This is a genomic window from Lacrimispora sphenoides JCM 1415, assembly GCF_900105615.1.
GTDB lineage: Bacteria > Bacillota > Clostridia > Lachnospirales > Lachnospiraceae > Lacrimispora > Lacrimispora sphenoides.
Genome location: NZ_LT630003.1, coordinates 3,376,557 through 3,402,765, shown reverse-complemented (window position 1 = coordinate 3,402,765; position 26,209 = coordinate 3,376,557). Strand labels below are relative to the sequence as shown.

Below are 26,209 nucleotides of genomic sequence, written 5' to 3'. Positions count from 1 at the left end.
AATAAAAAAAGAGCAGGAAATCAAATGATTTCCCGCTCTTTTTCGATGCATTCATGAGACACCGGGGACTCGAACCCCGGACAACTTGATTAAAAGTCAAGTGCTCTACCACCTGAGCTAGTATCCCATACTGGGCTAGTTGGATTCGAACCAACGACTGCAGGAGTCAAAGTCCTGTGCCTTACCGCTTGGCGATAGCCCATTAAAACTTGTGATAAAAAAAAATTCCCTAAAAGGGAAAGGTGAGTACAGGGATTCGAACCCTGGGCCTCCAGAGCCACAATCTGGCGCGATAACCAACTTCGCCATACCCACCATAAATTTTCACACCTTGGTTAGAGATGTGAAACGAGCCTGAAGGGATTCGAACCCCCGACCCACGGCTTAGAAGGCCGTTGCTCTATCCAACTGAGCTACAGACTCAAAAGCGGGTGATGGGAATCGAACCCACGTATCCAGCTTGGAAGGCTGGTGTTCTACCATTGAACTACACCCGCAAAAGGTAAGAGAAACTAAAACTACCATTGACGGTTTTTCTCTTGAATCGGGGTGACAGGATTCGAACCTGCGACCCCCTGGTCCCAAACCAGGTACTCTAGCCAAACTGAGCCACACCCCGATAGTGAAAGCATTTTCCATCTTTCGCTTGGTTGCTTTTCCGCAACGCAAGAGTTATTATATATGATGGATATCATTTTGTCAACATTATTTTAGAAAAAATTTCAAATTCATTATTAAGCCTGTATTTATGCGGTTTTTAAGGAAAAAATAGCCCTGAAATGGGAGGAACCGGCAGGTACATAAAATGTTCCTGCCGGTTGAGTATGAAAAATAAAAAGTCAATGTTAAAAGGGTGGGGTTCCTTTTCAATATTTAGTATACGCGGAAAATATGACCGAAGTTTGACTAAGCCATAAACATTTCATAAAAAGACTAAAAGAATTATGAGAAATATTTGAAAAAACAGATAGCTTACTACTTTCGGCCCTGGAACAAGGAATGAAAGAAGAGGTCGTCTCTTAGCTTTGTATATGATATAATGTAATTAGATGAAAACATGGTACCGTTCATAAGAGAAAGAAGGAATTTTATATGAAGTACTGGGAAGTTTATGAGAGCAAAATAGGACCTCTTACCATTTTATGTGATGATGAAGCGCTTCTAAGAATTGATTTTGGGAGGACGGAGCCTTTGAATGCCGTAAGGGAGCGGACAGAGCTGATCCGGAGAGCAGAAGGCCAATTGGAGGAATATATGGCTGGAAAGAGAACGGTGTTTGATCTGCCACTTAAGCCGGAGGGAACGGAATTTCAAAAAAAGGTTTGGAATGCGTTGCTGCTGATTCCATACGGAGAGACGAAAAGCTATAAGGATATTGCGGTCATGATTGATAATCCCAAAGGCTGCCGTGCGGTTGGCATGGCAAATAACCGCAATCCCATACCTGTCATCATTCCTTGTCACCGGGTAATAGGGGCCAACGGAAGCCTCATAGGATATGGCGGAGGCCTGGATATTAAAGTGAAGTTACTGGATCTGGAGCGCCCGGAAGCTTCCCATTAAAATTATTAAGAATTTTTGGTGATTCTTTCAGTTCCTTTAATCCCCTATACATTTGATGCAGATAATGTTATAATCCTCATCGTCACCAGGAATGAGATTGATGATGATGAGGAGTGATTAAAATGAGAAAAAACAAAATGTTGGCAGTAATAGCCATCGCCATGGCAGTTATGATGGCGGCTACGGGCTGTGGATCAAAAGATAATGGGAAATCCTCGCAGGATAATCCTACAGAAGTAAGTGCTGCCGAAACGAAAGTAGCTGGTACAGATGAGACTACGTTAGGTGAGGATGAATCTGATAGTGAGGAAGACGGAACAGACGAAACCACCGAAACCACTGCTTCTGATGCAGGAGATTTAACTTCCGGCGTCTTTACATCTAAATCTGGAAAATATCAGATTACACCGCCCCAGGGCTGGACCATTGAAGACGATGGAGATGAAAGCTCAGTCGCATTCACTTCTCCCAATGGCAACGATCTGCTGGAAGTTGTCTATGTAGAAGGAGAAGACGCCGACGGAGCCAGAGAAGTTTATCCGGCTACCATGGAAGAATACAAGGAATTTGTCAGCCGTGGCGAGGATATGGAATTTGTCCGCTATAATGTTGAAAACGGCAGCGACGGAAGCCAGACGTTCCGCTATGCAATCCGGTATAAGACGAATCAGGATGGAGTCCGTTATTATGCAATTTCCGGTTCCTACAATGCTGCTACAAAGAAGTACATCAGTGCAGCAGGAACGATTGAATCACCGGACACTGCGGTAGAAGGTCAGATTGAAGCAGCACTGGATACTTTAAAACTGAAATAAAACTGAAAATAAGATAGGAATTAAACAGGGGCAAAAGCAGGAATATCTGCTTTTGCCCCTGTTTTTACAGTTTTATAAGGGTGCCGTTAAGGAGTGCCACATCCTCCTCCTGGTGGGTGCTTATGATGACAAGCTTGTCACGGGTCTTTTCTTTGATATATTGAATTACGGTTCGTTTTGTTTTCTCATCAAGACCGGTAAAGGGTTCGTCCATTAAAATCATATCACAAGGGACCGACAAGGCTCTTACAATGGCAACCCGGCGCTTCATTCCTCCGCTTAAGGTAGACACGGGGCGGGACAAGGCCTCTTCCGGAAGAAGCCTTAAAAGCTCTTCTCTGGCCTGTTTTCTGCTTCGGGAGGAACGACCGGGGATTACCATGGTAATGTTGTCTACCGGGGTAAATGATTCGCACAGACGGTTCTCCTGAAACACGGCGGAGGCTCTTGTGCCCTGAAGTCCTTCCATGGATCCGGAGTCGGCCTCTTCAAGTCCCAGAAGGATCCGGAAGAATGTGGTTTTTCCGGATCCTGAGGGTCCCATGAGGCAGTAGACCTGGCCGGAATGAAGGGAAAGATTTACCTGCATAAATACTTTAAGAGTCCCAAAGGATTTGGACAGATGGTTTACCTTTAGTTCCATGGATCAGACCTCCTTTCTTTTATGGGATTTCCGGCCGGGACTTGCAAGGCTTAAAAGCCATAAAAAGAATTTTTCAAAAAGGGCGCTGATGACGATAATAACCAGGGTCCAGGCAAAAAGGTCCGCAGTACTTAAATAAATTTTTGCCATATAGAGTTTTTCGCCGATGGAATTGCTTGGGACGCCGATCACCTCGGCGGCAACCCCGGATTTCCAGCCCATGCCCAAAGCCACCCTGCAGCCGCTTATGAGGTAGGGAAGAAGGGCGGGGCGGTATATATAAAGGAGCTTCTTTTTGCCTTGCATACGGAACACCCAGGCCATTTCCAAAAGCTTTGGATCGGTACTCATAAATCCTGCTATGGTATTTATGTAAATGATGGGGAATACCACAAGAAAGGCGATAAAAACGGACAAATTTTCAGAACCTACCCAGATCAGGGCCAGTATGACAAAGGAAGCCACCGGAACCGACTTTATCAGGGACATAAGCGGTTCCAGCAAATCCCTTAAGAGGGGGAAACGCCATGCGGCTCCCCCGGCCAGGATTCCTGAGCCAAAGGCCATAAGGAATCCAAGGCTTATCTTTCCAAAGGAGAGGGCAATGGTTAACCAGAAGCCGGACTTGGCCCCCTGGCCCCATAAAGCCTGGATCACCTCCAAAGGGCCTACCAGTATAATGCTGTTGTGCACGGACAGGCTTACTGCCTGCCACGCAAGAAGCCAGAGAAAGATGATACCGGCCTTTTTAGCCGGGAGGGCTGTTGGTTTCATAATGGGATTCTCCTTACAAAGCTTTACCTTAATTATGGCATATAGTAGAAGTCATCGGCTGGCAGTGTTCCGCCTACGGAAGACGGCTCCATATCGAAAAGAACTTTTAAGTATCCGCTTAACAGAGATTTCATCTGGTCTCCGTCTACATAGGTGATGCTGCAGTATGGGATGGCCTTTTCAGCAACCGGGGCTTTTTCAATGATTCCGGCAGCAGCCACCAGAGCTGCGGTTTCAGCTACATTGGCATTGGCAAATTCCGCGGATTCCTTATGTTCCGCCATAAAGGTGGCAATGGCATCCCCATGGTCTTTGATCACGTCATTCCGGCAGATGGTAACTCCGGTCACCAGACTGCCGCCGTTTTCACCGGCTGTGGCATCCCACTCCTTTGTTAAGTCAAGAACCATTTTAAGGGAGTCATTCTGAGCCATGGCAGCTGTTACAAAGGGCTGGGGAAGAAGACCTACTGCATCAGGCTTTTCCTTCAGGATAGAAACGACCTCAGCGGCTTCGGATTTATATTCCAGGGTTATGTCGTCAGCGGTTAAGCCGCTGGCTTTAAGCACGTGCTGAAGGGCATAGTCCGGTGTGGTTCCTTTGCCGGTCAAGTAGACGGTCTTACCCTTTAAGTCTGAGGCTGTTTTAATGGAATCATCGGCGGATACCCCGTAGAGAACACCCAGGGTGTTAATATCCAGGACGGTCACCTCATGATTGGTTTTGTTATAAATAATGGAGGCCATATTGGCGGGTACAAGAGCGACATCCAATTCTTTGCTTACTATTTTTCCAAGGAGTTCGTCAGCAGCGGTTACCATGGTAAAATCATAGGAGCCTTCTGCATTGCCTTTTTCAGACTGGTCCATCAGCTTTACAAGGCCCATAGAGGTAGGCCCTTTTAAGGAACCGATCTTTAAGGTATAACGATCAGCAGGTTCTTGGGCTTTTGACGTTTCTTCTGCTGTCTCAGAGGTGGATTCCTTTTCAGAGACTGATGTTGCCTGGGGGGGTTCAGCGCCGCCCTTTGCACAGCCAGAGAGTACGGCAGCCGTTGCAGCAAATGCCATCAATAGGGATAATGCTTTTTTCATAATGATCCTCGCTTTCTGTCCGTACCTGTTATGGTTCTTTTTTCTTTACGTCCATCAAAAAATCCCACACCAAAAGGCATGGGATTTCCGGTTTACGTATTCTCCTCGCCTTCGCCGTCAGGGATCCTTCCGGGTTAGTACGAACACCTTCAGTATATCATTATTCCCCCATATTTGTCAAAATATAGATACAGATATATTGGCAGATGTGGTATACTGTATATACCTATGACGATCAAATCTGATGGTAACTATGAAAGGAGAAAATGGTATATGAATGAAGTATATGCAAAGCTTAAAAATTGTTTGGAAAGTGTGCGGGAGAAGACTGACTTTGTCCCGGAGATAGCTCTGATCCTGGGGTCCGGCCTTGGGGAATATGCAGAGGAGATAAAGGTAGAGACATCCATTGATTATAAAGACATTGAAGGATTTCCGATTTCAACGGTGGCAGGCCATAAAGGAAGGTTTGTATTCGGATATGTAAATGATGTTCCGGTGGTTATCATGCAGGGACGGGTTCATTTTTATGAGGGATATCCAATGACGGATGTGGTGCTTCCGGCCAGGCTTATGGGACTTTTAGGAGCCAAGGTCCTGTTTTTAACCAATGCCTGCGGCGGTGTTAACAAAGAGTTTAAGGCGGGGGATTTCATGCTCATAAGGGATCATATTGCGAGCTTTGTTCCGTCTCCGTTAATCGGGGAAAATTTAGAAGAGCTGGGACCCAGATTCCCGGATATGAGTGATGTTTACAGCAGAGAGCTTCAGCAGACCATCAGAGAGGCTGCAGGAGAAGAAGAAATCGGCCTTAGAGAGGGTATTTACATGCAGCTTTCCGGCCCGGCATATGAATCTCCGGCAGAGGTACAGATGTGCCGCATTCTGGGAGCTGATGCGGTAGGAATGAGCACAGCCTGTGAAGCAGTTGCAGCAAACCACATGGGGATGAAGGTTTGCGGCATTTCCTGTATCACCAATATGGCCTGCGGCATTACGGATCAGCCTTTAAGCCATGGAGAGGTACAAGAGACAGCAGACCGGGTTGCACCTTTGTTTAAAAGGCTGATTACAGCTTCTATTACAAAGATCGCGCGTAAATAAAAGGAGGAGTTTTCTTATGGATCGGTTGTTAGCAGAACGGGTTTTGGCAGCATCAGGGGCGAAAAAGGCGTCCCTGGTGCTAAAGAATGCCAGGGTGGTCAATGTTTTTACGGCTGAGCTGGAAAACGGAGATATTGCCATCGAGGAAGGTTACATAGTAGGAGTTGGAGAATATGAGGGACAGACAGAGATCGAGCTGGGGGGCGCGGTGGTTTGCCCGGGACTGATTGACGGCCATATTCACCTGGAAAGCTCCATGGTTGCACCAGGAGAATTTGAACGCTCTGTGGTGCCTCATGGGACTCAGGCGGTTATTACGGATCCTCACGAGATCGCCAATGTGGCGGGAGCGGAAGGGATCCGCTTTATGATGGAGCGGACGAAGGGACTTACCCTTGATGTGTATTTCATGCTTCCCTCCTGTGTACCGGCAACAGGACTTGATGAATCGGGGGCTGTCCTGGCGGCTGAGAATCTTTCCCCTCTCTATGAAGAGGAGCGGGTTCTGGGCCTTGCCGAGCTTATGAACTCCTACGGAACCGTAAGGGCTGACCGTGGAATCCTTGATAAGGTAGAGGAGGCCAGGAACAGGAATCTCTTAATCGACGGTCATGCTCCCGGGCTTTCCGGCAGGGAACTTAATGCCTATGTGACAGCCGGAGTGCAGTCGGACCATGAATGCTCCGATTGGGAAGAGGCCGTGGAAAAGCTTAAGAGAGGCCAGTGGATCATGATCCGGGAGGGCACGGCAGCCAGGAATTTAAATGCCCTTATGCCCCTGTTTAAGGAGCCGTATTACCACCGCTGCATGCTGGTTACCGATGACAAGCATCCAGGGGATTTGATCCGGCTGGGGCATTTAGACTATATCATTAAGAAGGCCATTAGCCTGGGTGCTGATCCGATTCATGCGGTCATGATGGCATCCCTTCATCCGGCTGTGTATTTCGGGCTTCGGGATGTAGGAGCCGTTGCACCGGGATATAAGGCAAACTTCATTGTCGTTTCCGATCTCAATGAATTTGAGGTAAAGCAGGTATATAAAAATGGAAAGCTGGTGGCGGAAAACGGTGCAATGAAGGAGGAAATCCTTGCAGCTGAAGAAGGTCGCGTGGAAACGCCTGTCAGAGTGGGAGATTCCTTCCATTTAGACGAGATTCGTCCGGAAGATTTCCATATAAAGAAAAAAGGCAATACCATCCGGGTAATTTGTCTCACTCCCGGAGAGCTTACCACCAAATCCCTTCTGGCCCCATGGGTAGAAAAGGTGGGGGTCGCTCCCGGCGTCAACATTGAGCAGGACATCGTGAAAATGGCAGTGCTGGAACGCCATCATAATACCGGCCATATGGGACTCGGCTTTTTAGGGGGGTATGGCTTAAAACGGGGTGCAGTGGCCACCAGCATTGCCCACGATTCCCATAACCTGATTGTTACAGGGACCAATGATGAAGATATGGCTCTTGCTGCCAACATTGTGAGGAAGAACCGGGGCGGCCTGGCGGTCGTGGCCGATGGGAAGCTTTTGGGTGAACTGCCTCTTCCCATCGCAGGTCTTATGAGCGAGGAGCCGGCTGAATGGGTGGATGAAAAGCTGGAAGAACTAAAGTCCCAGACAAGAAGTCTTGGAATCGGTGACAGCATCGATCCTTTCATGACCCTTGCTTTTGCAAGCCTTCCGGTAATTCCTGAGCTGCGGCTGAATACATATGGCCTTATTGACGTAGAGAAACAGGAGATTTTAGAGACAATTATTTCCTGTATGTGAAAAAGAACAGGAAATCGATAAAAAATTATTGATAGAGATATAACGATGTGCGATAATATTCCAAAAGGGCAATTGAATGTAAGGTAATAAATTTGGAGGGAGAATATTCATGAGAGTAACAATATGTATAGGGAGCGCATGCCATTTAAAGGGTTCCAGAGAAATCATCGCACAGCTGCAGACCCTTGTGAAGGAGAACCACCTGGAGGATAAGGTGGATCTAAACGGGTCTTTTTGCTGCGGCGATTGCGTAAATGGCGTCTGTGTGACTGTGGAAGGTCAGTTATACTCTTTAAAACCAGAAGATACAAAGGAGTTTTTTGACAAAGAGATCATGGGGAGGCTGTAATCATGGGAATCATTGATTTCAAGGCTACTAAATGCAAACATTGCTATAAATGTATTCGTAATTGCGAAGTCAAGGCAGTCATGATTAAAGATGAGCGGGCTGAAATTATGCCGGATAAGTGCATTTTATGCGGAAAATGCATGCAGGTATGTCCTCAGTCAGCAAAAACTCTCATAAGTGATCTGGATCTGGTAAAGAGTTACATTGACGCTGGGATCCGGACGGTTATCTCCCTGGCACCGTCTTATATGGGATTGTTAAACTATAAGACCATCGGCCAGGTTAACGGTGCGCTGCGGAAGCTGGGATTTTATGACGTAAGGGAGACTTCGGAAGGGGCGGCTGTTGTAACAGCGGAATATGCCAGGCTTTTAAGTGAAGGGAAGATGGAGAACATCATCACCACCTGCTGTCCCAGCGTCAATGATCTGATCGAGATTTATTACCCCCAGCTGATTCCATATATGGCTCCTGTGGTATCTCCTATGATTGCCCATGGAAAGATGTTAAAAAAAGAATTGGGAACTGAGGTAAAGGTGGTTTTCCTTGGACCGTGCATCGCAAAGAAAAAGGAAGCTGGAGACCCCCGTCATGATGGCTATATTGATGCTGTCCTGAATTTCAATGATATTTCCAGGTGGCTTTCTGAAGAGGAAATCACCATTGAAGACTGCGAGGATATCCCGTTTGAAAGGAACCCCAGAATCAACCGCCTTTATCCGGTTACCAATGGAGTGGTAAATTCTGTTCTGGCTACAGAAGAGGAACGGGATGGATACCGGAAATTTTATGTCCATGGCTGCCTTAACTGCATGGATTTGTGTGAAAGCATGCTGCGGGGAGGAATTAAGGGCTGCTTTATTGAGATGAATATGTGCTCCGGCGGCTGCATCAAGGGACCCACCGTAGAGGACGAGAATGTATCCAGATTTAAGATCAAGCTGGATATGGAGGAATCCATTGAAAAGGATCCGGTACCAAGGGAGGAGCTGGCCCCTGTTATGGAACGACTCTCCTTTCGGAAGCTGTTCCTGGACCGTGCACCCAAAGATGCCATGCCAACAGAGGCCCAGATTCAGGAGATATTAAAAATGACCGGAAAGACCAGGCCGGAGGATGAATTAAACTGCGGCGCCTGCGGTTATTCCACCTGCCGGGAAAAGGCCATAGCGGTATTCCAGAAAAAGGCAGAGCTTAATATGTGCATTCCATTTATGCATGAAAAATCAGAGTCATTATCCAATCTCGTGATGCAAACCTCTCCCAATATTGTTCTGATCGTGGATAAAGATATGAAAATTTTAGAGTATTCTGCAGTGGGAGAAAAGTATTTTGGAAAAACAAGGCAGGAAGCTTTGACCATGTATTTATATGAACTCATTGATCCTTCGGATTTCCAGTGGGTTTATAATACCCACCAGAAGATCCATGGAAAAAAGGTGACTTATGGGGAATACCATATTTCCACTCTTCAGAATATTCTCTACATTGAAAAAGAAGATGTGGTATTAGCCACCTTCATAGATATCACCAAAGAGGAAGAACAGGCAAAACAGGACTACGAACAGAAACTGGAAACCATTGCCCTGGCACAGAAGGTCATTCACAAGCAGATGATGGTGGCCCAGGAAATTGCTGGCCTCTTAGGGGAAACTACGGCGGAGACCAAGACTACCTTGACGAAGCTTTGCAGATCCTTACTGGATGAGGGAAGTGAAGGTGAGGTTAAGTGATGGGGGTTACCGTAGATGTTGCATACACAAGCCTGAATAAATTCAAGGAAGTATTGTGCGGAGATAAGGTTGAACTATTGCAGACCGAGGATTCCAATATTATGATACTCGCCGACGGTATGGGCAGCGGGGTAAAGGCCAACATTCTCGCCACCATGACCTCTAAGATTTTAGGAACCATGTTTCTAAACGGTGCGACCCTGGAAGAGTGTGTGGAAACCATTGTGGAGACTCTTCCGGTATGTCAGGTGCGCCAGGTAGCCTATTCCACCTTCAGCATCCTTCAGGTGTTTCATGACGGTGAAGCTTATCTGGTAGAATTTGATAATCCCGGCTGTATCTTCATCAGGGATGGGAGCCTGGTTTCCATACCGCGAAACACCAGGGTTATCAGGGATAAAAAAATCAATGAGTACCGTTTTAAGGTGAGAAAAGGGGACGCGCTGATCCTGATGAGTGACGGGACCATCCATGCAGGAGTGGGGAAGCTCCTGAATTTTGGCTGGCTGTGGGAGGATGTTGCTTCTTATGCGGTGAAGCAGTACCGCCTGACCATATCTGCTGCTCGTCTTGCTACTGCGCTAACCAGTGCCTGTGATGAACTGTATCAGTACCGGCCCGGCGATGATACCACGGTTGCCGTTATGAGGATCATTGACCGCAAGCCGGTGCATTTGATGACAGGCCCACCCAGGAAGACGGAGGACGACTGCGTGATGGTGAATGATTTCCTGTCAGGAGATGAAACCGCTAAGAAAGTCGTTTGCGGAGGAACCAGTGCAAATATTGTTTCCAGGATAACTGAAAGGGAGCTGTCTGTTTCCCTGGATTACGATGACCCGGACATTCCGCCAATCGCTTATATTGACGGTATTGAGCTGGTTACGGAAGGTGTTTTGACATTAAATAAAGTTTTAAAGCTTTTAAGGCGTTATGTAATGAATGAATCTGTCACAGAGGATTTTTTCCTGGAGTTAGATAAGCCAAATGGAGCTTCCATGGTGGCGAAGATGATCATTGAGGATTGTACGGAGCTTAAGTTATACGTGGGAATGGCAATTAACAGCGCTTATCAGAATCCTGGCCTGCCCTTTGATTTGGGCATCCGCCAGAATCTTGTGGAGCAGTTAAAGCACGTAGTGGAAGAAATGGGGAAAAGGGTTACGGTAACCTATTATTGAATTTGGATAGATATTCACAGAGCCACGATACGTGGAAGTTACAAGGAGGAAGAATATGGCAACAAATGATGCGACATTACTTCGCATAAAGCATCAGGTTTTAAATGAAGTGGCGAAACTTGCATGGGAGGGAAAGCTGGAGGAGAAAAGAAATGAGATTCCCTATGATATCATTCCAGGTCCCAAGGCCCAGTTCCGCTGCTGCATTTACAGGGAACGGGAAATCATCAGAGAGAGAATCCGCCTGGCGGAAGGTCTCTGCCCCAGCGGAAGGGATACGAAGAACGTCGTTCAGGTAATCAGCTCTGCCTGTGAAGACTGTCCCATCGCCCGGTATGTGGTAACCGATAACTGCCAGCTGTGTATGGGTAAGGCGTGCCAGGGTTCCTGTAATTTTGGCGCTATCAGCATGGGACGTGATCGTGCTTATATTGATCCTGATAAATGCAAGGAATGCGGCAAGTGTTCCCAGGCATGTCCTTATAACGCCATTGCAGATCTGACCCGTCCCTGTAAGAAAAGCTGTCCGGTGGATGCCATCACCATGGACGAGAACGGCATTGTAGTCATTGACGAGAGCAAATGCATCCAGTGCGGAGCCTGCATTCATGGCTGCCCCTTTGGCGCCATTGATTCCAAGACATTCCTGGTGGATGTGATTAATCTTATTAACGCCGGGAAACGGGTGGTTGCCATGGTCGCTCCGGCGACAGAAGGCCAGTTCGGCCCGGAAATCACCATGGCAAGCTGGAGAACCGCTTTAAAGAAAATCGGTTTCCAGGATATGGTTGAGGTTGCCCTTGGCGGCGATCTGACCGCTGCAGCAGAAGCGGCGGAATGGGCAGAAGCTTATAAGGAAGGCAAGAAGATGACGACCTCCTGCTGTCCGGCATTTGTGAACATGATTAAACAGCATTATCCTATGCTCCTTGAGAATATGTCAACCACCGTATCTCCTATGTGCGCTGTATCAAGAATGCTGAAGGAAAAGGACCCGGAGACGATCACCGTATTCATCGGGCCGTGTATTGCTAAGAAAAGCGAAACCCTGGATTTAAATATTAAAGACAACGCGGATTATGCCCTGACCCTGGGAGAAATTCAGGCAATGATGGCATCAAAGGGCGTAGAGCTTTTGCCGGAAGAAAACACCTACCAGGCAGGATCCGTATTTGGTAAGCGTTTTGGAAATGGCGGCGGTGTGACTGCGGCTGTTCTGGAATGCTTAAAGGAGACGGGAGAAAGTACGGATATCGAAGTCCTTAAATGCAATGGAGCGGCTGAGTGCAAGAAGGCTCTGATGCTTCTTAAGATTGGAAGGCTTCCAGGAGACTTCATAGAAGGAATGGCATGTGTGGGAGGCTGTGTAGGCGGCCCCAGCAGGCATAAGAGTGAGAATGAAGCAAAGAAAGCCCGTGATTTGCTGATCAAACAGGCGGATGGAAGAGAAGTTCACGAGAACCTACGAAACCAGGGCCTTGAAGAAGTAGCGATGCACAGACATTAACAAAAAGGCTATGGATGTTCCCTTTATTATCGGGAACACCCATAGCTTTTTTATTTACATTCCTGCGTACTGGCTCTTAACTTTCGTAAGTTTCTGCTGTTCTGCCTGATCTGTGGTATACCATCCCTTTGCGGACATTTTCTTGTAGATATCGCCCTGCATGCACAGGCTGTCGCTTAATGCGGTGTCAAATGCCTGATGTACGTTCATGGTAGGGGATTCGATGGTTCCATGCAGGTATAAGTCGCACACTCCTTTTGTGGTGTGGAGCAGGTTTTCCATAATACTCTTGTCATCCATATGTGATTCCTCCTTACACTAAGTTATAGAAGCTGTCAAAAATCTGCTGGTGCTTCTGCATAAGCTGCTGGGCACAAGCTTTTAATTCAGGATCCTGAAGATTCTGCGCTGCTTGCTGGCATTGGGTTTTTAAAAACTGCTCATGGCCAAGAGCATCTTCAATATAATTTAATTCTTTTGGGCTCATATGATATTCCCTCCATTGTTATACTATCCTCCGGTGTGTTTTCCCGGAAGACAGTATTAATATGGACGTTTTATGGAAATCCATGCATAACAACGGAAATCCTTGATATTTTTTATGATTTCTTATAATTTCCATAACTTGTATAAATTTCTTTCACAACCTCATAAGAAAGTTTGTGTCTTCTGTATTCGTCGACAATTCCCTTATTATTCATTGTCCTTGGGCGGTTAAGGAACCATTCTTCACTGATTCTGACATCGCAGAACTGCCAGATATACAGTCCCGACGAACCGGGGTGTTCCAGGATGGCAGTAAGCTGTTCTCCCAGCGTGTCCGCCTGATACTCTTCTGACCACTTGACCTTTGCTTGGCTTCTGTAACCGTAAATGGCTCCTGCGCCCACTTCCGTAATAAGGAATGGTTTATCTTTTCCAGGTGTTTCTGTTTGTACCCATTGATACAGATCATCTAAATATTCCCGGACAGGTGTGTTGTGGTACCATCTCGGATAAATGTTGTAGGAAACTACTTCCGGAAAGTCTAGGCAGATATCTGTTTTAAACTTACAGCTTGCACTGGAACGGGGGCGGGAAGAATCCAGCTGCCTGATGAGTTCATACTGTTTTTTATAACATTCCCTGCCGTAGGGAGTTTCACTGGCACATTCATTTAAGATACCCCAAATATAGATGCTCGGATGATTATAGTGATTCACGATCATTTCACGGATCACTTCTTCTGCCTGCCTTTCAAAATTAGGATTCCTCATATGTTCTTCGGAAAGCCCTCTTGCGTGGTTTTCTTCCCAGATCAAAATCCCCAGTTCGTCGCATAAATCCAGGAAAATTTCATCATTGGGATAATGAACGCATCTTATAGAATTCACACCCATATCTTTGATAGTCTGCAAATCTGAGGCAATCTGAGAAAATGGGATAGCACAGCCGAATGCGGGATGGTCTTCGTGACGGCAGATTCCCTTTATAAGGAGAGCTTTGCCGTTTAAGAAGACAGAGCTGTTTTCTATTTTCACTTCCCGGAAGCCGATTCTCTCTGCTAAGTCGTCTATGGCTGTACCGTCTTTGAAGAGCGTGACTTCTACTGTGTATAAGTTTGGATGTTCCATGCTCCATTCTTTTGCATCTGATACGGCCGCCTCTGTTTGTATCAAAGATTCCGTATTTGCTTTTATGGTAATGTCCGGAAGTTTTAAATCTGCTTTATTTATCGTTACCGTTGCATCAAAGGTGATATCTTCATCTGAAATATTGGAAATGCAAAGTGTGAGGCCGGCCTTCCAGGTATCGCCCTTTTTTTCAGGTGTGATATGGATCCATTTTATGTATGCACAGTTAAGCTGCTCTAAAACGACACCTCTGGTAATGCCGCCGTAACTCATATAATCGTTGGGTATATGCAGCGAGCTTTCTTCTGAAAACCGGTTATCCGCTATGACCTCAAGCAGATGTTCTCCTCCAGGCAATCCTTTCAGGAAAATCTCAAAAGGTGTGTAGGCGTTGTAATGGGTTCCTATCATGGTCCCGTCTACGAAAACTTTTGCTGTGTGGCTCACGCCTTTCAGCAGAAGCCGTACATTCCCCTCTGCCGTAAAAGTAGTGGAATATTTCCCTTCTCCCCTGTAAGCTTCATATCCTGGATAAGTCTCCCAGGCACTTGGGACAGGTACCGGGAACGTCTTATCTTTTCCGTCTAAGGGGGTGAAATCCCAAAGTTTACCGGAAAGTTCTGATATTTTTCTGATTGTATTTGTTTGAAAGGTACGTATCATTTAATTTTCCTCCTGTTTCAGGGCACATCTCCCCATATCCGTAGGGGTGTGTCCCGTATATTTTTTAAAGACTCTTGAAAAATACTGCGGGTTGTCAAATCCCAGTTCTTCACTGATCTGATAAATCTTCAAGTTGCTTTTTGCAAGCAGCTCCTGCGCTTTTTTAACTTTCATTTTATTGATATATTCAGAAAAGCCAAGATCGGAATATTGTCTGAAAAGAGCGGATAAATAATTAGGGCTGACATTTATAAAAGAAGCGGTATCCGCTAAACTGATTTTCATAAAAATATGATTTTTGATATAATCTTTTGCCTGTATGACCAGATTGTATTTCGGATCGTTTAATTGGTTTTGCATTGCGCTTTTTACCGCGGTTTTAAATACATCCAGATATCTGATGATTTCAGTTTTCTTATGATAGGTATATAAAACCTGATAAGATTTTGCCTCATTTTTGTAGCTCTCCGAAAGTATAGTTTCTCCGTCATAGATGCAGTTCATGACCAAATGTATCATAAAGGACACAATATTGATCAGTTCTTCAAATGCAAGGGTATCTATGGCGGCTTCAATCGCTCTGACTGTCTGGTCAAAAAGAGTAAGATTGAAGTTTTCCAGGGATTCTATCAGTCTTTTGTTGAAAACATTCAGATCAAAGGTTTTATTAGGGGAAGGGGCTTCTTCCTTATTAAATTCAAAACACAGGTGGATCTCATTGAGGGAAGAGGTGGTTTTTCCCGGTTTTATAGAGACACAGATATTGAAAAAAATTTTAATAAGCTGTCGGATGTCTTCTGAGACTGTATTGGTCAGCACATCGATTTCATCTGCTTTATGAAAGAGAAGGATACATGCAATCCTTTGATGGTTGTACGCGATTACCGTACTTTTTGTATAACGGCCGATGCACTCCTTTACGGTACTTAAAATGTTTAAATAGGTGGAGTAAGTTCCGGTATTTAAGTTTTCCTTTTCAAAAAGAATGTCTACGGTCAGGGGCTGATAAAACTTCGCTTTTAAATCCAGATCGTACATTTTTATGAAATCCAAGATTTCTTCCTCGGAAGTGTAGCCGCCGCTTACCAGGTGGTAGAGAAACCGGTTCGTGAACAGATTGATTTCCTGCCCATACCTGCTGGTTTCTGTTTTTCTCTCAGCCAGTACTTTTTTAGCCTTGTTTAATGTTTTTTCAAGGGTTTCTTTGTTCAGCTCCATTTTTACAAGATAGTCAAAGGCATTTAGCTTCATGGCAGTCCGGGCATATTCAAATTCTTCAAAGCTGGATAAAAGGATACACAAAGGAGCGTTTTTATCCTCTGTGTTTTGTATGTATGTTAAAATGTCAAATCCGTCCGCTGCAGGCATTTTTATGTCTGTTATGACCAGGTCAAAGGTCTCTTTTTTTAAGATTTCGATTGCTTCATTGCCGTTTGCGGCAGTAGAGCCTATCTCAAATTCAGGGAAGTTCTCACAAACAAGACCTGAAAGCCCTATACGGGCTAAGGGTTCATCGTCAACAATCAGGACCTTATATTTCATATTTTACCTCTTTCATAAACGAATCATATTCTTTTACGGCTTTTTATAGATCAGAGGCATTTTTACGGTAACTTTAGTAAATTCACCGAGAATGCTTTCTATGTTCAGCCCATATTGGTCGCCGAACTCCATTTGTATTCTCTGGTGTATGTTTTGGATTCCTATGCCGGAAAGCCTGTCTGCCTTTGCTGTTTCCCTTGCGATTTCATCCAAAGACCGGTCGGTAAGACCGACTCCGTTGTCTTTTACCACGAAAATCAGATCTTCACGCTCCCTGTATACCCCTATCAGCAATTCACATTTCCTGCCTGCAGGACCTATGCCGTGAAAAAGTGCATTCTCCACTAAGGGCTGCAAGGTGAATCTTAAAACAGAAGCGCTTAAAACTTCCGGATCCGGAATGTCAAATACCGGAGTAAACATATCTGCATAACGGTAAGACTGCAAATGGATGTATTCTTTTATAAAGTCCAGTTCTTCTTCCACGCGGAACCATTCGGAATTGTTCTTAAAAACGGCTCTCATCATATTGGAAAGAGAGGTTGTCATGTCCACGATCGGCAAGACAGAGTTCATCTGTCCCAGCCATCGGATGGAATTTAGAGTGTTGTAAATGAAATGAGGATGGATCTGGTTCTGCAAAAGGCGGAATTTATAATTCCTTTTCAGTGTTTCTTCCTCCTTTAACTGATTCAGTGCCAATTGAAACGCTCCGGCCAGTTCGTTGATATGGGTGCTTATTTCTTCAAATTCCGAGATGCCCGTAAATGCAGGTGAGACCTCATAATCCGCTTTTATCATTCTTGACACCTGATTGTAAATGATCTTTACCGGCTTATTGACAAGCTTGTTTAATAAAAGATACCAGAAAAACACCTGAAGGAAAAGTAAAGAAAAAGCGGGGAATATAAAATTAAAATCAGGTACGAATATATCCTCATGAAGAGCTTTTAAAGGGCTTATTAAAACGACGCCCGACTTGGATTTTGTAAGGAATACCGTTCCGTTATAAAGGTCTTTGTATTCCTTTGACACAATATGAGAGTTAGGAGCTAAAGCATCAAATTGCTTCACATCAAAATCCAGAGGTGAAAAATGTGTGTTTTCAATTTTATAAAGCTGGTCGCCAAGAAGAATAAAGGATTCTTCCAGGCCTTTTAGGGGATCCGCAAGTATGGCGGTATCTAAGGCTATATAAAAATTTCCTATTTTTTGGTTTGTTGCATAGCTGCTTACGGGAAAACGTAGGGGAAGTATCTGTTCCGGCTTGTACTGACCGTAAAATTCCGGATTAAAGGGATTCACTGTTATGGGATAAGAAAAGGAGGGGCCGGCCAATTCTTCGGGGCATAATTTCTCAAAAGTCGCCTTGTCGGAAATCTGACCGTAAAAAAGGCCGATTTGTATATACCTCTGGTTCCGGTCTGAAGTAAGGAGCATTTTAGGAACGTAACCGGAGATGGATGTTGTGTTTAACAGCATTTTTGCTTCGGTAACTGCCGAGAGCGCATAAGACATATTGCGTATGCTGTCTTTTCCGTTGTCGGAAAGAAAAGCGGTGATTTTTGTATTAGCGGAAAGGACGGTATTTAAAGCAGAAACCTGGGCTAAGTTATTTTCTATGCCATAATTGGCATTCGTATGAAGCATAAGAGCGCTTTCCTCTGCATCCCTTTCGTATTTTTCTTTTGCGGAAGAATAAAATATCCAGGTAAAAACAGAAGTAAGAAGCAAGACAAAACAAAAACAATACAGCAGTAATTTAAATGTAAGGGTTTTATAAAATAAATTATTCTTTTTCATACATTAATTATATGATTGTAATAAAAAAAGTCAAGCATAACCAGGTTGCCCTGGTAAGATATTACACAAAATCGTAAGATATTCCCTTGTATGTATTGTGAAAAAATACTAATATATCATTAACAATCAGTTAAATAGCATACATAATGCAATAAAAATCAAAGGAGGAGTTATATGAAGTTGAGAAAGATTGCAGCATTGGGACTTGCAGGCATTACGGCAGCCAGTCTGGCAGCTTGCGGGGGCAGTTCAGGTTCTGGCAGTGCTACGGCAGCAGGAACTACAGCGGCGGGAACTACGGCAGCTGCAGCGCAGACGAATACGGCAGCAAGTACTGAACCGGTGACAATCAAAGTTTCGCTTTGGGATTATTCAAACACCGCGTATTATCCGATCATGGTGGAAGCGTTTGAAAAGTCTCATCCGAATATCAAGGTTGATATTGTTGAATTTTCGGCCGCAGAATATTCGGATACGATCGTTGTCAAGATGGGTGCAAAAGAAAAGTATGATGTGGTTTTTATGAAGGGTCTGCCTGAAATGAGCGCTTTGATCGCAGGAGGGCATCTGCAGCCTTTAACAGACAGAATCACCGGTTTCGATATGAAGCCATACGGCGGTGCGGAAAAGTCCCTGAGTCTGAACGGCGTTGTCTACGGCCTTCCTTTCCGGACAGATAACAATATGATTTTCTACAATAAAGATTTATTTGATAAAGCAGGAGTCCAATATCCAAAAGATGGTATGACGATGGAGGAATACAGGGAACTTGCAAAGAAGATGACTTCGGGTGAAGGCGCGGAAAAAGTATATGGATCCCATGTGCATACATGGCCGTCAAACGTTTATCAGTATTCCAGATTCATTGACGAATTCAATTATCTGGATACATCCACCTATGAAAAACTAAAGCCTTATTATGAGACGATTCTCGGAATGCAGAATGAAGATAAGTCTGTTCAGGATTACGGTGAATTAAAGACAGGAAATATCCATTATTCAGGTGTTTTTTACAATGAGCAGGTTGCAATGCTTCAAATCGGATCCTGGTATATTGAAATGCTTACCGGCAATGTAACACCTCAAAGCGAACACTATTTTAAATGGGGCGCAGTGACCTTGCCTAATTCCAAAGGTAATACATACGAAAATATGGTAGGCGGGATTACCCCCTGTTCCATCGGCGCATATTCGGAACACCCGGAAGAGGCCTGGGAATTTTTGAGCTATGTTTGCGGGGAAGAAGGGGCTAAAGTAATTGCGGAGCGCGGGATCGTCCCCGGCTGGAAGGGCCAATCCATATTAGATATATTCGACAAATTACCAGAACAGTTCCCCAATGCACCGGAAGGGCTTTCAAAATTCCTGACACCTCCCAATTATATTGTGGAACAGCCTATGGATCCCAATGCAAAAGCGATCAATACGGTAATAGAAGAGATGCATTCTGATATCATGACCAATAGCGTCTCCATTGACGAAGGAATTAAAACGGCGATTGAAAGGGCAAAAGAGGCCGGAGCGAAGTAAAGTTAGAAATCATGAAATGGCGGTCAAAACCTGACCGCCATTTTCAAAAATTGTTTCTTATGGTTTCAAATACGGACGGAGGTATCGCTTATGCTTAAAAAAAGTTATAGACGTAAGAAAAGCCTGATCGCTTATTCTTTTATTCTGCCGAATTTCATAGGCTATTTTATTTTGACATTTATCCCGATCATTCTGACTTTTGTCATGAGTTTATGTGAATGGAATTTTGGTCAGACTGTAAACTTTGTAGGCTTTAAGAATTTTATACAGATGTTCACGAAGGATTCCCAGTTTTCTTTGGTTCTTATAAATACCATTTATTATACAGTAGTTACAGTCCCTGTAACTATGCTGTTTTCTTTGCTTTTGGCCATGCTCATGAATTCGAATCTGAAAGGAAGGGTGTTTTTCCGCTCTGTCCTTTTCTTTCCATATGTGGCGTCCTTAGTGGCGATTGCTATTGTGTGGATGGCTCTGTTTTCCCCACAGTCAGGTCCGGTAAATTCTGTGCTTCGCTCCATAGGAATCGCGAATCCTCCGCGCTGGGCGGCGGATAAACACTGGGCTATGCCCACGATCATCGGTCTTACGGTCTGGAAGGGAGTGGGATATTATATGATCGTTTACCTTGCGGCTTTGCAGGGCGTCCCCGGGGAACTTTACGAGGCGGCCAGGATTGATGGGGCTTCTAAATTCCAGCAGTTTACGAATATTACCTGGCCTACGGTTACCCCCACCACATTCTTTGTTGTTATGATGCTTACAATTTCCACTTTTAAATCATATGACATTATGTATATCACAACTCAGGGCGGTCCCGGTACGGCAACAAAGGTCCTGGCCTATCACATATACAACAAAGCGTTTAAAGATAACGCATTCGGATATGCTTCCGCACTTTCCATCGTTCTGTTTCTGATCGTACTTGCCTTTACCCTGCTGCAATTTAAGGTAGAGAAAAAGTTCACCAACGACTTATAGGAGGTGGAATTATGAAAAAACACACAGGTACGATAAAACTGATCATAATTTATGGCCTTATGATATTCTGTGCCCTCATAATGCTTACGCCTTTTGCCTGGATGATTTCTGCTTCTTTAAAGCTGGAAAAGGACGTATTTGCTTATCCGATTAAATGGATACCGAGAAATCCCGTATGGTCAAACTACACCGTGATCTGGGAAAAATTCCCTCTGTCCATAGGCTTTATCAATTCCTTTAAACTTACGTTTGCAACGATGATCCTGCAGATCACCACATCTTCAGCTGCGGCTTACGCGTTTGCAAAGCTTGATTTTAAGGGGCGCAACACACTCTTTATGGCTTATGTTACTACGATTGCGATTCCGTGGCAGGTCTATATGGTTCCGCAATACATCATGATGAGTAAATTTCACCTGGTAGACAGTCATATAGGTATTATATTAATGCATGCATTTACGGCCATGGGCGTTTTCTTAATCCGGCAGTTTTATATGGGGATCCCCAATGAGCTTTTAGAGGCAGCCAGAATCGACGGACTCAGTGAATACGGGATTTTAGCCCGGATCATGCTACCCCTTTCGAAACCTGCAATTGCTACCATGGCGATTACTTCTTTTGTTTTTGAATGGAATGACTTTATGGGTCCACTCATTTATTTAAGTTCGACCGAGAAAAAGACGATACAACTTATGATAAGGCTCTTTAATACGATGTACTCCACAAATTACGCCTGGATGATGGCGGCAGCAGTGATTGCGCTTATTCCGGTGTTTATTATTTTTATTGCGCTGCAGAAGTATTTTGTACAGGGGGTAGCTACCAGCGGGCTGAAGGGTTAGGAGAAAGGAGAGAAATATGAAATATTCTGTGTTTACTGTGGGCCTTCCTGAAATGACAATAGAGGAAGCTCTTAAAAAAATGAAAGAGTATGGTTATGACGGTGTGGATTTCAGGGTAGCAGAAATAAAAGAGGAGTTTGCCAAGGAACAACCGTCTTACTGGAGAAATAATTACTGCACCGTGGATATAAACACGGTGGAAGAAAAGGCGGAGGAGTTAAAGGCTTTGGCGGATAAATACGGTTTAGAGGTCAATGCCCTTGCTTCTTATCTTACCTGTACCGATGATATTGATAAAATCACTTCTGTTATGCGGGCTGCAAAAAAGATGGGAGCCGGGAGGATCCGTGTGAACGCCCCTAAATATGATGCTGAAAAGGGCTATAAGCAGGTGTTTGAAGAAGCGCTCTGCGGCTTTCAGAGAGTGGAAGAAAAAGCAAAGGAAACAGGAATAAAGGCGCATTTTGAAATGCACCACGGAACAATTACTCCTTCCGCGTCCGCGGCTTACGCACTTGCTAAAAACTTTGATCCAGAATATATCGGTGTTATCTATGATACAGGAAATATCATATACGAAGGTCTGGAAGAATACCAGATGGCTCTGGAAATCCTGGGGGAATATTTAGACCATATACATATTAAAAATGCCTGCTGGCTGAAAAAAGGAGAGAAATACGGAGCAGACTGGGCGTCTTTTTCCGACGGATATGCGGACTTTCCAAAATTTTTTAATGCATTAAAAGCCGTAGGCTATGATGGCTATGTGACGTTTGAGGATTTTTCAGGCAAAGAAAGCTCGGATGAAAAGCTAAAAAACAATCTTATTTTCATAAAAGAGATCATTGGTTGATGAAGAAAAAGAAGGTTGAGGGGTTTTTATGAAATTTGAAGTTGTAAATCCCAATTATGAACAAAGCCCTTTCAGCGGAATGGACCGGAGCCATTGGATAGAGGCGGGGAAGTTTCTGCTTGGGGGGCTGTTTTCCCATATAAAATCCATAGACGATCCGGTATCTCCCCCAAGAAACGAAGAAAAAATAAGTTACCCGTCTCCCGGCGATCAGAGGGGGCGCATAGGCGCGGCACGATTTGAAGGACTGGCAAGATCCTTGTGTATGGCGGTCCCTCTGATACTGGAAGACGAAAACCTGACTCTGAACGGAATCAATGTTCGTGATTACTACGCATATCAAATCGTTCGGGGAATGACTGCAGGTGCTGAAACAGGGTTTGGGACTTTGAACGAACTTATAGAAGAAAAGGTTGGCCCGGGCCCTTTTCAGCAAACTGTGGAATGCGGGATCATGGGGATCAACCTTCTCATTTCCAAACCTGTGATCTGGGACAGATTTACGCAGGAAGAAAAGGATGTTGTGGCAGGATTCTTATCCGAATATGGACATTATCAGACCCATGATACCAATTGGCGATTTTTTAATTTACTGGCACTTACGTTTTTAAAGCTAGAAGGCTATAAGGTGGATGAAGTGTTATATAAAGACCACCTGGAGTATCTGCTTTCTTTGTATGCGGGCGAAGGCTGGTATAGGGACGGAAATCTCTTTGATTATTATAGTGCCTGGGAATTTATATTAGATGCCTCGCTTTGGTGTAAATATTACGGCTACAAATACGAAAAGGAAGCAGCAGCTGTATTTGAAAAGAATATCGGTTTATTTTTATCGTCTTATTGGAGAATGTTCAGTGAAAAGGGCGAAAGCATCCTTTGGGGGCGGAGCGGAATCTACCGTTTCTGTGTATCGTCCGCCCTTTGTGCAGGCGGATTTTTAAAGAAATATGACAGCTCTCCTGATTTCACATTTCCTTCTGCCCGCCGTCTTATGTCCGGAAATCTTTTGCAATTTATCACGAAAGAAGAAATGTTTGTAAATTCGGTTCCCTGTCTCGGCTTTTATGGTCCGTTTTTGCCTATGGTACAGTCGTATTCCTGTGTGAGCAGTCCTTTTTGGTGCAGCAAAGCCTTTTTGTGCCTGATCCTTGAAAAAGAACATCCTTTCTGGACTGAAAAAGAGGAGAATCCCTGGGACCAGACAAAGGACTTTGTATGTACGCTGGGGGCACCGGGCATCCGGTTCGTAAATCACAAGGAAAGCGGCATTACAGAAATAAAAACGTCTAAATTTATGTTTGATGGGTCTTCAGATTACCTTCCCGCATATGCAAGAGCTGCATTTTCTTCTTCGCTTCCTTGGGAGAAGATGGCAAAAACCCCGGCGGAAGCGATGGCATATAAATTAAATGGAAAGGAAGTGCCCACATCCTTTGCTTTTTGTAAAGATGAGATGGGTATTTTGTACCGGACAGCTTTCTTTGATATAATGAAAAGCAGGGCGAAAAAAGTCGATATGGCGGATATAGAAGTTCCTTTCGGTACGCTTCGGGTGGACAGGGTAAGGGTAAATGACAGGCCTTTTACGTTGACTTTAGGGCATTTCGGACTTCCCATAGAAGATGGGATTTTGGAAGTAAAGGAAGGAATCGTTGAATATGAAAAGCGAAGCCTTCCTTACATAATCGCAAAAGCGAAAAATCTTCAGACAGCAATCGTATTATATTCGGGTTGGCAGAAGCTTTCCTATTGTATCAGGGAGGATGTCAATGCGGTGTCTAAAAATTCCTGTCTAATATATGCTTCGTATACAAGAGAAAAATTCTATGATAAATCAGAATACTTAATCGCTCTATATCTGACGAAAGACGCGGATTCAGACTTTAGCCCGGAGGAATTATCTGCATTTGGCGGAAGAGAAAGGGTTGACTTTACAGGGATCGACGGGTTCGTATGTCTTTAGGTGAATAGGAGAATAGGAGTATAGGAACTTAATATTTAAGGTATAAAAAATGAGCTTTGATCATGGTTTTGGGACCAATCAAAGCTCATTTTTGTACACTTATTTACAGCAGTTCTTTTTATATCACAGTTTAAATTTCGTTTATTTTTCTCTTTACATAAGTTGTATGAAGCAGGTGATGAGCCTTTTCACTTCCCGGCTCTCCAAGGTAGGTCTCATAAAGTTCCTTGATTGCAGGGTTCTCGTGAGACTTACGAATGGTCTTTGCAGCATCTACATCATAAAGAACCTTAGCGCGCAGGCCGCGGATATCCGTTGTATTGTGTACAAAGCCAGGCTGCTGAGGCTGTCCGCCGCCGTTTACACATCCGCCGGGGCATCCCATGATCTCGATGAAGTGATAATTTGCCTCTCCGGATTTCACCCGGTTAAGGAGTTCCCTTGCATTGCCGAGACCGGAAGCGACTGCAACATTTACATCCAGATCGCCTACACGGTAGGTAGCTTCCTTGATACCCTCTGTTCCACGAACATCGGTGAAGTCAGGTCTTTCAAGCTCTTCCCCGGTCAGGCTTTCTACAGCCGTTCTTAAAGCTGCTTCCATAACGCCGCCGGTGGCTCCAAAGATAACAGCTGCTCCGGTACCAAGGCCTAAAGGTGTGTCGAAATCTTCGTCAGGAAGCTCTGTGAACCGGATTCCTGACTGTTTGATCATTCTGGCCAGCTCTCTGGTGGTCATGGAATAATCTACGTCAGGAGAGCCGTTGGCATCCTGGTCATCTCTTCCGATTTCAAATTTCTTAGCGGTACATGGCATTACGCTGACAGATACAATATCCTCTGGCTTCAGGCCCATCTTTTCCGCATAGTAGGATTTGGCAATGGCGCCGAACATCTGCTGCGGGGATTTGCAGGATGATAAGTTCTCTGTCATATCCGGGAAGTAGTGCTCACAATATTTGATCCATCCTGGGGAGCAGGAGGTGATTAATGGAAGGACGCCGCCGTTTTGCACGCGGTCAATGAATTCATGTGCTTCTTCCATAATGGTTAAATCGGCGCTGAAGTTGGTATCAAATACCTTGTCAAAGCCCAGTCTTCTTAAAGCGGCAACCATCTGGCCTTCCACATTGGTTCCGATGGAATAACCGAATTCTTCTCCCAGGGCTGCACGTACAGCCGGAGCGGTCTGGACGATCACGAGCTTTGACGGATCTGCAATGGCAGCAGCCACTTCGTCAATGCTGCTCTTCTCATAAAGAGCGCCGGTAGGACAGACAGCGATACACTGTCCGCAGGATACGCAGCTTGTTTCACCAAGTCCCTTGTCAAAGGCAGAGCCGATGACGGTAGCGAATCCACGTTCATTCGGTCCGATCACCCCGATTCCCTGAACTTTTTCACAGACAGCGGAACAGCGGCGGCAAAGGATACATTTGCTGTTATCCCGTACCATATGGGCTGCACTTTCATCTGGGGTAGAAGGTGTTTTTGCCCCATCGTAATAATCATCCACATCAACTCCCAGTTCCTTACATAAGGTCTGTAATTCGCAGTTTCCGCTGCGGACACAGGAGAGACAGGAACGGTCGTGATTGGAAAGGATCAGCTGAAGCGTTTTCTTTCTGTAGTCACGAAGTTTAGGTGTATTGGTCTTTACTTCCATGCCCGGATTAATGGGGTAAACGCAGGAAGCGGCCATTTTGCCGCCGTTAATTTCAACGGTACAGATACGGCAGGCAGCGATTTCATTCATATCTTTTAAAAAGCATAAAGTCGGTATCTCAACATGGGCCAGTCTGGCAGCTTCCAGGATGGTGGAGCCTGCCGGAGCGCTTACGTCCATGCCATTGATTTTTATTGTGATATTCTCCATGATCCAATTTCC

General features: G+C 44.8%; 22 protein-coding genes and 6 tRNA genes. 13 read left to right on the top strand and 15 right to left on the bottom strand.

Features of this window, described 5'->3' with window-relative positions:
• Window positions 1-54: 54 nt before the first annotated feature.
• The 6 genes from BMX69_RS15395 to BMX69_RS15370 form a co-directional block, all read right to left on the bottom strand.
• Window positions 55-127: transfer RNA gene (locus BMX69_RS15395), tRNA-Lys, on the bottom strand.
• A 3-nt stretch (window positions 128-130) separates the two neighbouring features.
• A tRNA-Gln gene (locus BMX69_RS15390) sits at window positions 131-202 on the bottom strand.
• A 38-nt stretch (window positions 203-240) separates the two neighbouring features.
• Window positions 241-316: transfer RNA gene (locus BMX69_RS15385), tRNA-His, on the bottom strand.
• Window positions 317-349: 33 nt separating this feature from the next.
• Window positions 350-423: transfer RNA gene (locus BMX69_RS15380), tRNA-Arg, on the bottom strand.
• Between the two features lie 3 nt (window positions 424-426).
• Window positions 427-497: transfer RNA gene (locus tag BMX69_RS15375), tRNA-Gly, on the bottom strand.
• 47 nt (window positions 498-544) lie between these two features.
• Window positions 545-619 (bottom strand) — tRNA-Pro (locus BMX69_RS15370).
• A gap of 473 nt (window positions 620-1,092) precedes the next feature.
• Between BMX69_RS15370 and BMX69_RS15365 the strand changes: the two genes are divergently transcribed.
• Entirely contained in the window at window positions 1,093-1,563 is a 471-nt protein-coding gene (locus BMX69_RS15365) for a methylated-DNA--[protein]-cysteine S-methyltransferase (protein WP_100042830.1), read from the top strand.
• Window positions 1,564-1,685: 122 nt separating this feature from the next.
• Window positions 1,686-2,378 carry a hypothetical protein gene (locus BMX69_RS15360; RefSeq protein WP_100042829.1) on the top strand — a complete coding sequence of 231 codons (693 nt, stop codon included), beginning with the start codon at window positions 1,686-1,688 and terminating at the stop codon, window positions 2,376-2,378.
• Between the two features lie 64 nt (window positions 2,379-2,442).
• Here BMX69_RS15360 and BMX69_RS15355 read toward each other — a convergent pair whose 3' ends face one another.
• From BMX69_RS15355 to BMX69_RS15345, 3 genes are read right to left on the bottom strand one after another with little or no spacing between them, the layout of a single operon-like run.
• Window positions 2,443-3,021, bottom strand: a complete 579-nt coding sequence (locus tag BMX69_RS15355) for an ATP-binding cassette domain-containing protein (RefSeq protein ID WP_100042828.1) — start codon at window positions 3,019-3,021, stop codon at window positions 2,443-2,445.
• A 3-nt stretch (window positions 3,022-3,024) separates the two neighbouring features.
• Window positions 3,025-3,795 carry an ABC transporter permease gene (locus tag BMX69_RS15350; RefSeq protein ID WP_100042827.1) on the bottom strand — a complete coding sequence of 257 codons (771 nt, stop codon included), beginning with the start codon at window positions 3,793-3,795 and terminating at the stop codon, window positions 3,025-3,027.
• Between the two features lie 32 nt (window positions 3,796-3,827).
• Window positions 3,828-4,889 carry an ABC transporter substrate-binding protein gene (locus BMX69_RS15345; protein WP_100042826.1) on the bottom strand — a complete coding sequence of 354 codons (1,062 nt, stop codon included), beginning with the start codon at window positions 4,887-4,889 and terminating at the stop codon, window positions 3,828-3,830.
• 273 nt (window positions 4,890-5,162) lie between these two features.
• Between BMX69_RS15345 and BMX69_RS15340 the strand changes: the two genes are divergently transcribed.
• From BMX69_RS15340 to BMX69_RS15315, 6 genes are all read left to right on the top strand, one after another.
• Complete coding sequence (locus BMX69_RS15340) at window positions 5,163-5,993, top strand: purine-nucleoside phosphorylase (RefSeq protein ID WP_054791084.1); 831 nt, start codon at window positions 5,163-5,165, stop codon at window positions 5,991-5,993.
• 16 nt (window positions 5,994-6,009) lie between these two features.
• A complete protein-coding gene (gene ade, locus BMX69_RS15335) occupies window positions 6,010-7,761 on the top strand; it encodes an adenine deaminase (RefSeq protein WP_100042825.1) in 1,752 nt (583 codons plus the stop codon).
• A 109-nt stretch (window positions 7,762-7,870) separates the two neighbouring features.
• The gene (locus BMX69_RS15330; protein ID WP_100042824.1) at window positions 7,871-8,110 is read left to right on the top strand and encodes a (2Fe-2S) ferredoxin domain-containing protein; all 240 of its coding nucleotides are present in this window, start codon (window positions 7,871-7,873) and stop codon (window positions 8,108-8,110) included.
• Window positions 8,111-8,112: 2 nt separating this feature from the next.
• On the top strand, window positions 8,113-9,843 hold the full coding sequence (locus tag BMX69_RS15325) for a [Fe-Fe] hydrogenase large subunit C-terminal domain-containing protein (protein WP_100042823.1): 1,731 nt from the start codon (window positions 8,113-8,115) through the stop codon (window positions 9,841-9,843).
• Entirely contained in the window at window positions 9,843-11,024 is a 1,182-nt protein-coding gene (locus tag BMX69_RS15320; RefSeq protein ID WP_100042822.1) for a SpoIIE family protein phosphatase, read from the top strand. Before BMX69_RS15325 ends, BMX69_RS15320 begins: the two co-directional genes overlap by 1 nt.
• Window positions 11,025-11,079: 55 nt before the next feature.
• Window positions 11,080-12,531, top strand: coding sequence for a 4Fe-4S dicluster domain-containing protein (locus tag BMX69_RS15315; RefSeq protein WP_054791086.1), 1,452 nt, complete (start codon window positions 11,080-11,082; stop codon window positions 12,529-12,531).
• 54 nt (window positions 12,532-12,585) lie between these two features.
• Here the strand turns inward: BMX69_RS15315 and BMX69_RS15310 are convergent, their stop codons facing one another.
• The 5 genes from BMX69_RS15310 to BMX69_RS15295 form a co-directional block, all read right to left on the bottom strand.
• The gene (locus BMX69_RS15310) at window positions 12,586-12,831 is read right to left on the bottom strand and encodes a spore coat protein (protein WP_054791087.1); all 246 of its coding nucleotides are present in this window, start codon (window positions 12,829-12,831) and stop codon (window positions 12,586-12,588) included.
• Between the two features lie 13 nt (window positions 12,832-12,844).
• Window positions 12,845-13,018: a hypothetical protein gene (locus BMX69_RS24485; RefSeq protein WP_166433200.1), complete on the bottom strand. Its 174-nt coding sequence runs from the start codon at window positions 13,016-13,018 to the stop codon at window positions 12,845-12,847.
• A gap of 112 nt (window positions 13,019-13,130) precedes the next feature.
• The gene (locus BMX69_RS15305; RefSeq protein ID WP_054791088.1) at window positions 13,131-14,807 is read right to left on the bottom strand and encodes a glycoside hydrolase family 2 protein; all 1,677 of its coding nucleotides are present in this window, start codon (window positions 14,805-14,807) and stop codon (window positions 13,131-13,133) included.
• Entirely contained in the window at window positions 14,808-16,349 is a 1,542-nt protein-coding gene (locus BMX69_RS15300) for a response regulator transcription factor (protein ID WP_100042821.1), read from the bottom strand.
• Window positions 16,350-16,382: 33 nt separating this feature from the next.
• On the bottom strand, window positions 16,383-17,999 hold the full coding sequence (locus BMX69_RS15295; RefSeq protein ID WP_157724422.1) for a sensor histidine kinase: 1,617 nt from the start codon (window positions 17,997-17,999) through the stop codon (window positions 16,383-16,385).
• A 327-nt stretch (window positions 18,000-18,326) separates the two neighbouring features.
• On the opposite strand from BMX69_RS15295, the gene BMX69_RS15290 reads away from it, so the two are divergent.
• The 5 genes from BMX69_RS15290 to BMX69_RS15270 all read left to right on the top strand — a co-directional run bounded on the left by BMX69_RS15290 (window position 18,327) and on the right by BMX69_RS15270 (window position 24,321).
• Window positions 18,327-19,682, top strand: a complete 1,356-nt coding sequence (locus BMX69_RS15290) for an ABC transporter substrate-binding protein (RefSeq protein ID WP_100042819.1) — start codon at window positions 18,327-18,329, stop codon at window positions 19,680-19,682.
• 90 nt (window positions 19,683-19,772) lie between these two features.
• Window positions 19,773-20,663, top strand: coding sequence for a carbohydrate ABC transporter permease (locus BMX69_RS15285; protein WP_100042818.1), 891 nt, complete (start codon window positions 19,773-19,775; stop codon window positions 20,661-20,663).
• Window positions 20,664-20,674: 11 nt separating this feature from the next.
• Window positions 20,675-21,505 carry a carbohydrate ABC transporter permease gene (locus BMX69_RS15280; protein ID WP_100042817.1) on the top strand — a complete coding sequence of 277 codons (831 nt, stop codon included), beginning with the start codon at window positions 20,675-20,677 and terminating at the stop codon, window positions 21,503-21,505.
• A gap of 16 nt (window positions 21,506-21,521) precedes the next feature.
• A complete protein-coding gene (locus BMX69_RS15275) occupies window positions 21,522-22,358 on the top strand; it encodes a sugar phosphate isomerase/epimerase family protein (RefSeq protein ID WP_100042816.1) in 837 nt (278 codons plus the stop codon).
• A 28-nt stretch (window positions 22,359-22,386) separates the two neighbouring features.
• The gene (locus tag BMX69_RS15270; protein WP_100042815.1) at window positions 22,387-24,321 is read left to right on the top strand and encodes a DUF2264 domain-containing protein; all 1,935 of its coding nucleotides are present in this window, start codon (window positions 22,387-22,389) and stop codon (window positions 24,319-24,321) included.
• 130 nt (window positions 24,322-24,451) lie between these two features.
• Here BMX69_RS15270 and BMX69_RS15265 read toward each other — a convergent pair whose 3' ends face one another.
• On the bottom strand, window positions 24,452-26,197 hold the full coding sequence (locus BMX69_RS15265; protein ID WP_054791145.1) for an NADH-dependent [FeFe] hydrogenase, group A6: 1,746 nt from the start codon (window positions 26,195-26,197) through the stop codon (window positions 24,452-24,454).
• Between the last annotated feature and the right edge of the window lie 12 nt (window positions 26,198-26,209).

Bases quoted from the DNA above. Each gene is read 5' to 3' on its own strand.
- BMX69_RS15350 (WP_100042827.1), bottom strand. From the start codon at position 3,795: ATGAAACCAACAGCCCTCCCGGCTAAAAAGGCCGGTATCATCTTTCTC.
- BMX69_RS15315 (WP_054791086.1), top strand. From the start codon at position 11,080: ATGGCAACAAATGATGCGACATTACTTCGCATAAAGCATCAGGTTTTA.
- BMX69_RS15340 (WP_054791084.1), top strand. From the start codon at position 5,163: ATGAATGAAGTATATGCAAAGCTTAAAAATTGTTTGGAAAGTGTGCGG.
- BMX69_RS15295 (WP_157724422.1), bottom strand. From the start codon at position 17,999: ATGCTTCATACGAATGCCAATTATGGCATAGAAAATAACTTAGCCCAG.
- BMX69_RS15305 (WP_054791088.1), bottom strand. From the start codon at position 14,807: ATGATACGTACCTTTCAAACAAATACAATCAGAAAAATATCAGAACTT.
- BMX69_RS15310 (WP_054791087.1), bottom strand. From the start codon at position 12,831: ATGGATGACAAGAGTATTATGGAAAACCTGCTCCACACCACAAAAGGA.
- BMX69_RS15330 (WP_100042824.1), top strand. From the start codon at position 7,871: ATGAGAGTAACAATATGTATAGGGAGCGCATGCCATTTAAAGGGTTCC.
- BMX69_RS15360 (WP_100042829.1), top strand. From the start codon at position 1,686: ATGAGAAAAAACAAAATGTTGGCAGTAATAGCCATCGCCATGGCAGTT.
- BMX69_RS15300 (WP_100042821.1), bottom strand. From the start codon at position 16,349: ATGAAATATAAGGTCCTGATTGTTGACGATGAACCCTTAGCCCGTATA.
- BMX69_RS15280 (WP_100042817.1), top strand. From the start codon at position 20,675: ATGAAAAAACACACAGGTACGATAAAACTGATCATAATTTATGGCCTT.
- BMX69_RS15320 (WP_100042822.1), top strand. From the start codon at position 9,843: ATGGGGGTTACCGTAGATGTTGCATACACAAGCCTGAATAAATTCAAG.
- BMX69_RS24485 (WP_166433200.1), bottom strand. From the start codon at position 13,018: ATGAGCCCAAAAGAATTAAATTATATTGAAGATGCTCTTGGCCATGAG.
- BMX69_RS15285 (WP_100042818.1), top strand. From the start codon at position 19,773: ATGCTTAAAAAAAGTTATAGACGTAAGAAAAGCCTGATCGCTTATTCT.
- BMX69_RS15275 (WP_100042816.1), top strand. From the start codon at position 21,522: ATGAAATATTCTGTGTTTACTGTGGGCCTTCCTGAAATGACAATAGAG.
- BMX69_RS15365 (WP_100042830.1), top strand. From the start codon at position 1,093: ATGAAGTACTGGGAAGTTTATGAGAGCAAAATAGGACCTCTTACCATT.
- BMX69_RS15265 (WP_054791145.1), bottom strand. From the start codon at position 26,197: ATGGAGAATATCACAATAAAAATCAATGGCATGGACGTAAGCGCTCCG.
- BMX69_RS15270 (WP_100042815.1), top strand. From the start codon at position 22,387: ATGAAATTTGAAGTTGTAAATCCCAATTATGAACAAAGCCCTTTCAGC.
- ade (WP_100042825.1), top strand. From the start codon at position 6,010: ATGGATCGGTTGTTAGCAGAACGGGTTTTGGCAGCATCAGGGGCGAAA.
- BMX69_RS15325 (WP_100042823.1), top strand. From the start codon at position 8,113: ATGGGAATCATTGATTTCAAGGCTACTAAATGCAAACATTGCTATAAA.
- BMX69_RS15290 (WP_100042819.1), top strand. From the start codon at position 18,327: ATGAAGTTGAGAAAGATTGCAGCATTGGGACTTGCAGGCATTACGGCA.
- BMX69_RS15355 (WP_100042828.1), bottom strand. From the start codon at position 3,021: ATGGAACTAAAGGTAAACCATCTGTCCAAATCCTTTGGGACTCTTAAA.
- BMX69_RS15345 (WP_100042826.1), bottom strand. From the start codon at position 4,889: ATGAAAAAAGCATTATCCCTATTGATGGCATTTGCTGCAACGGCTGCC.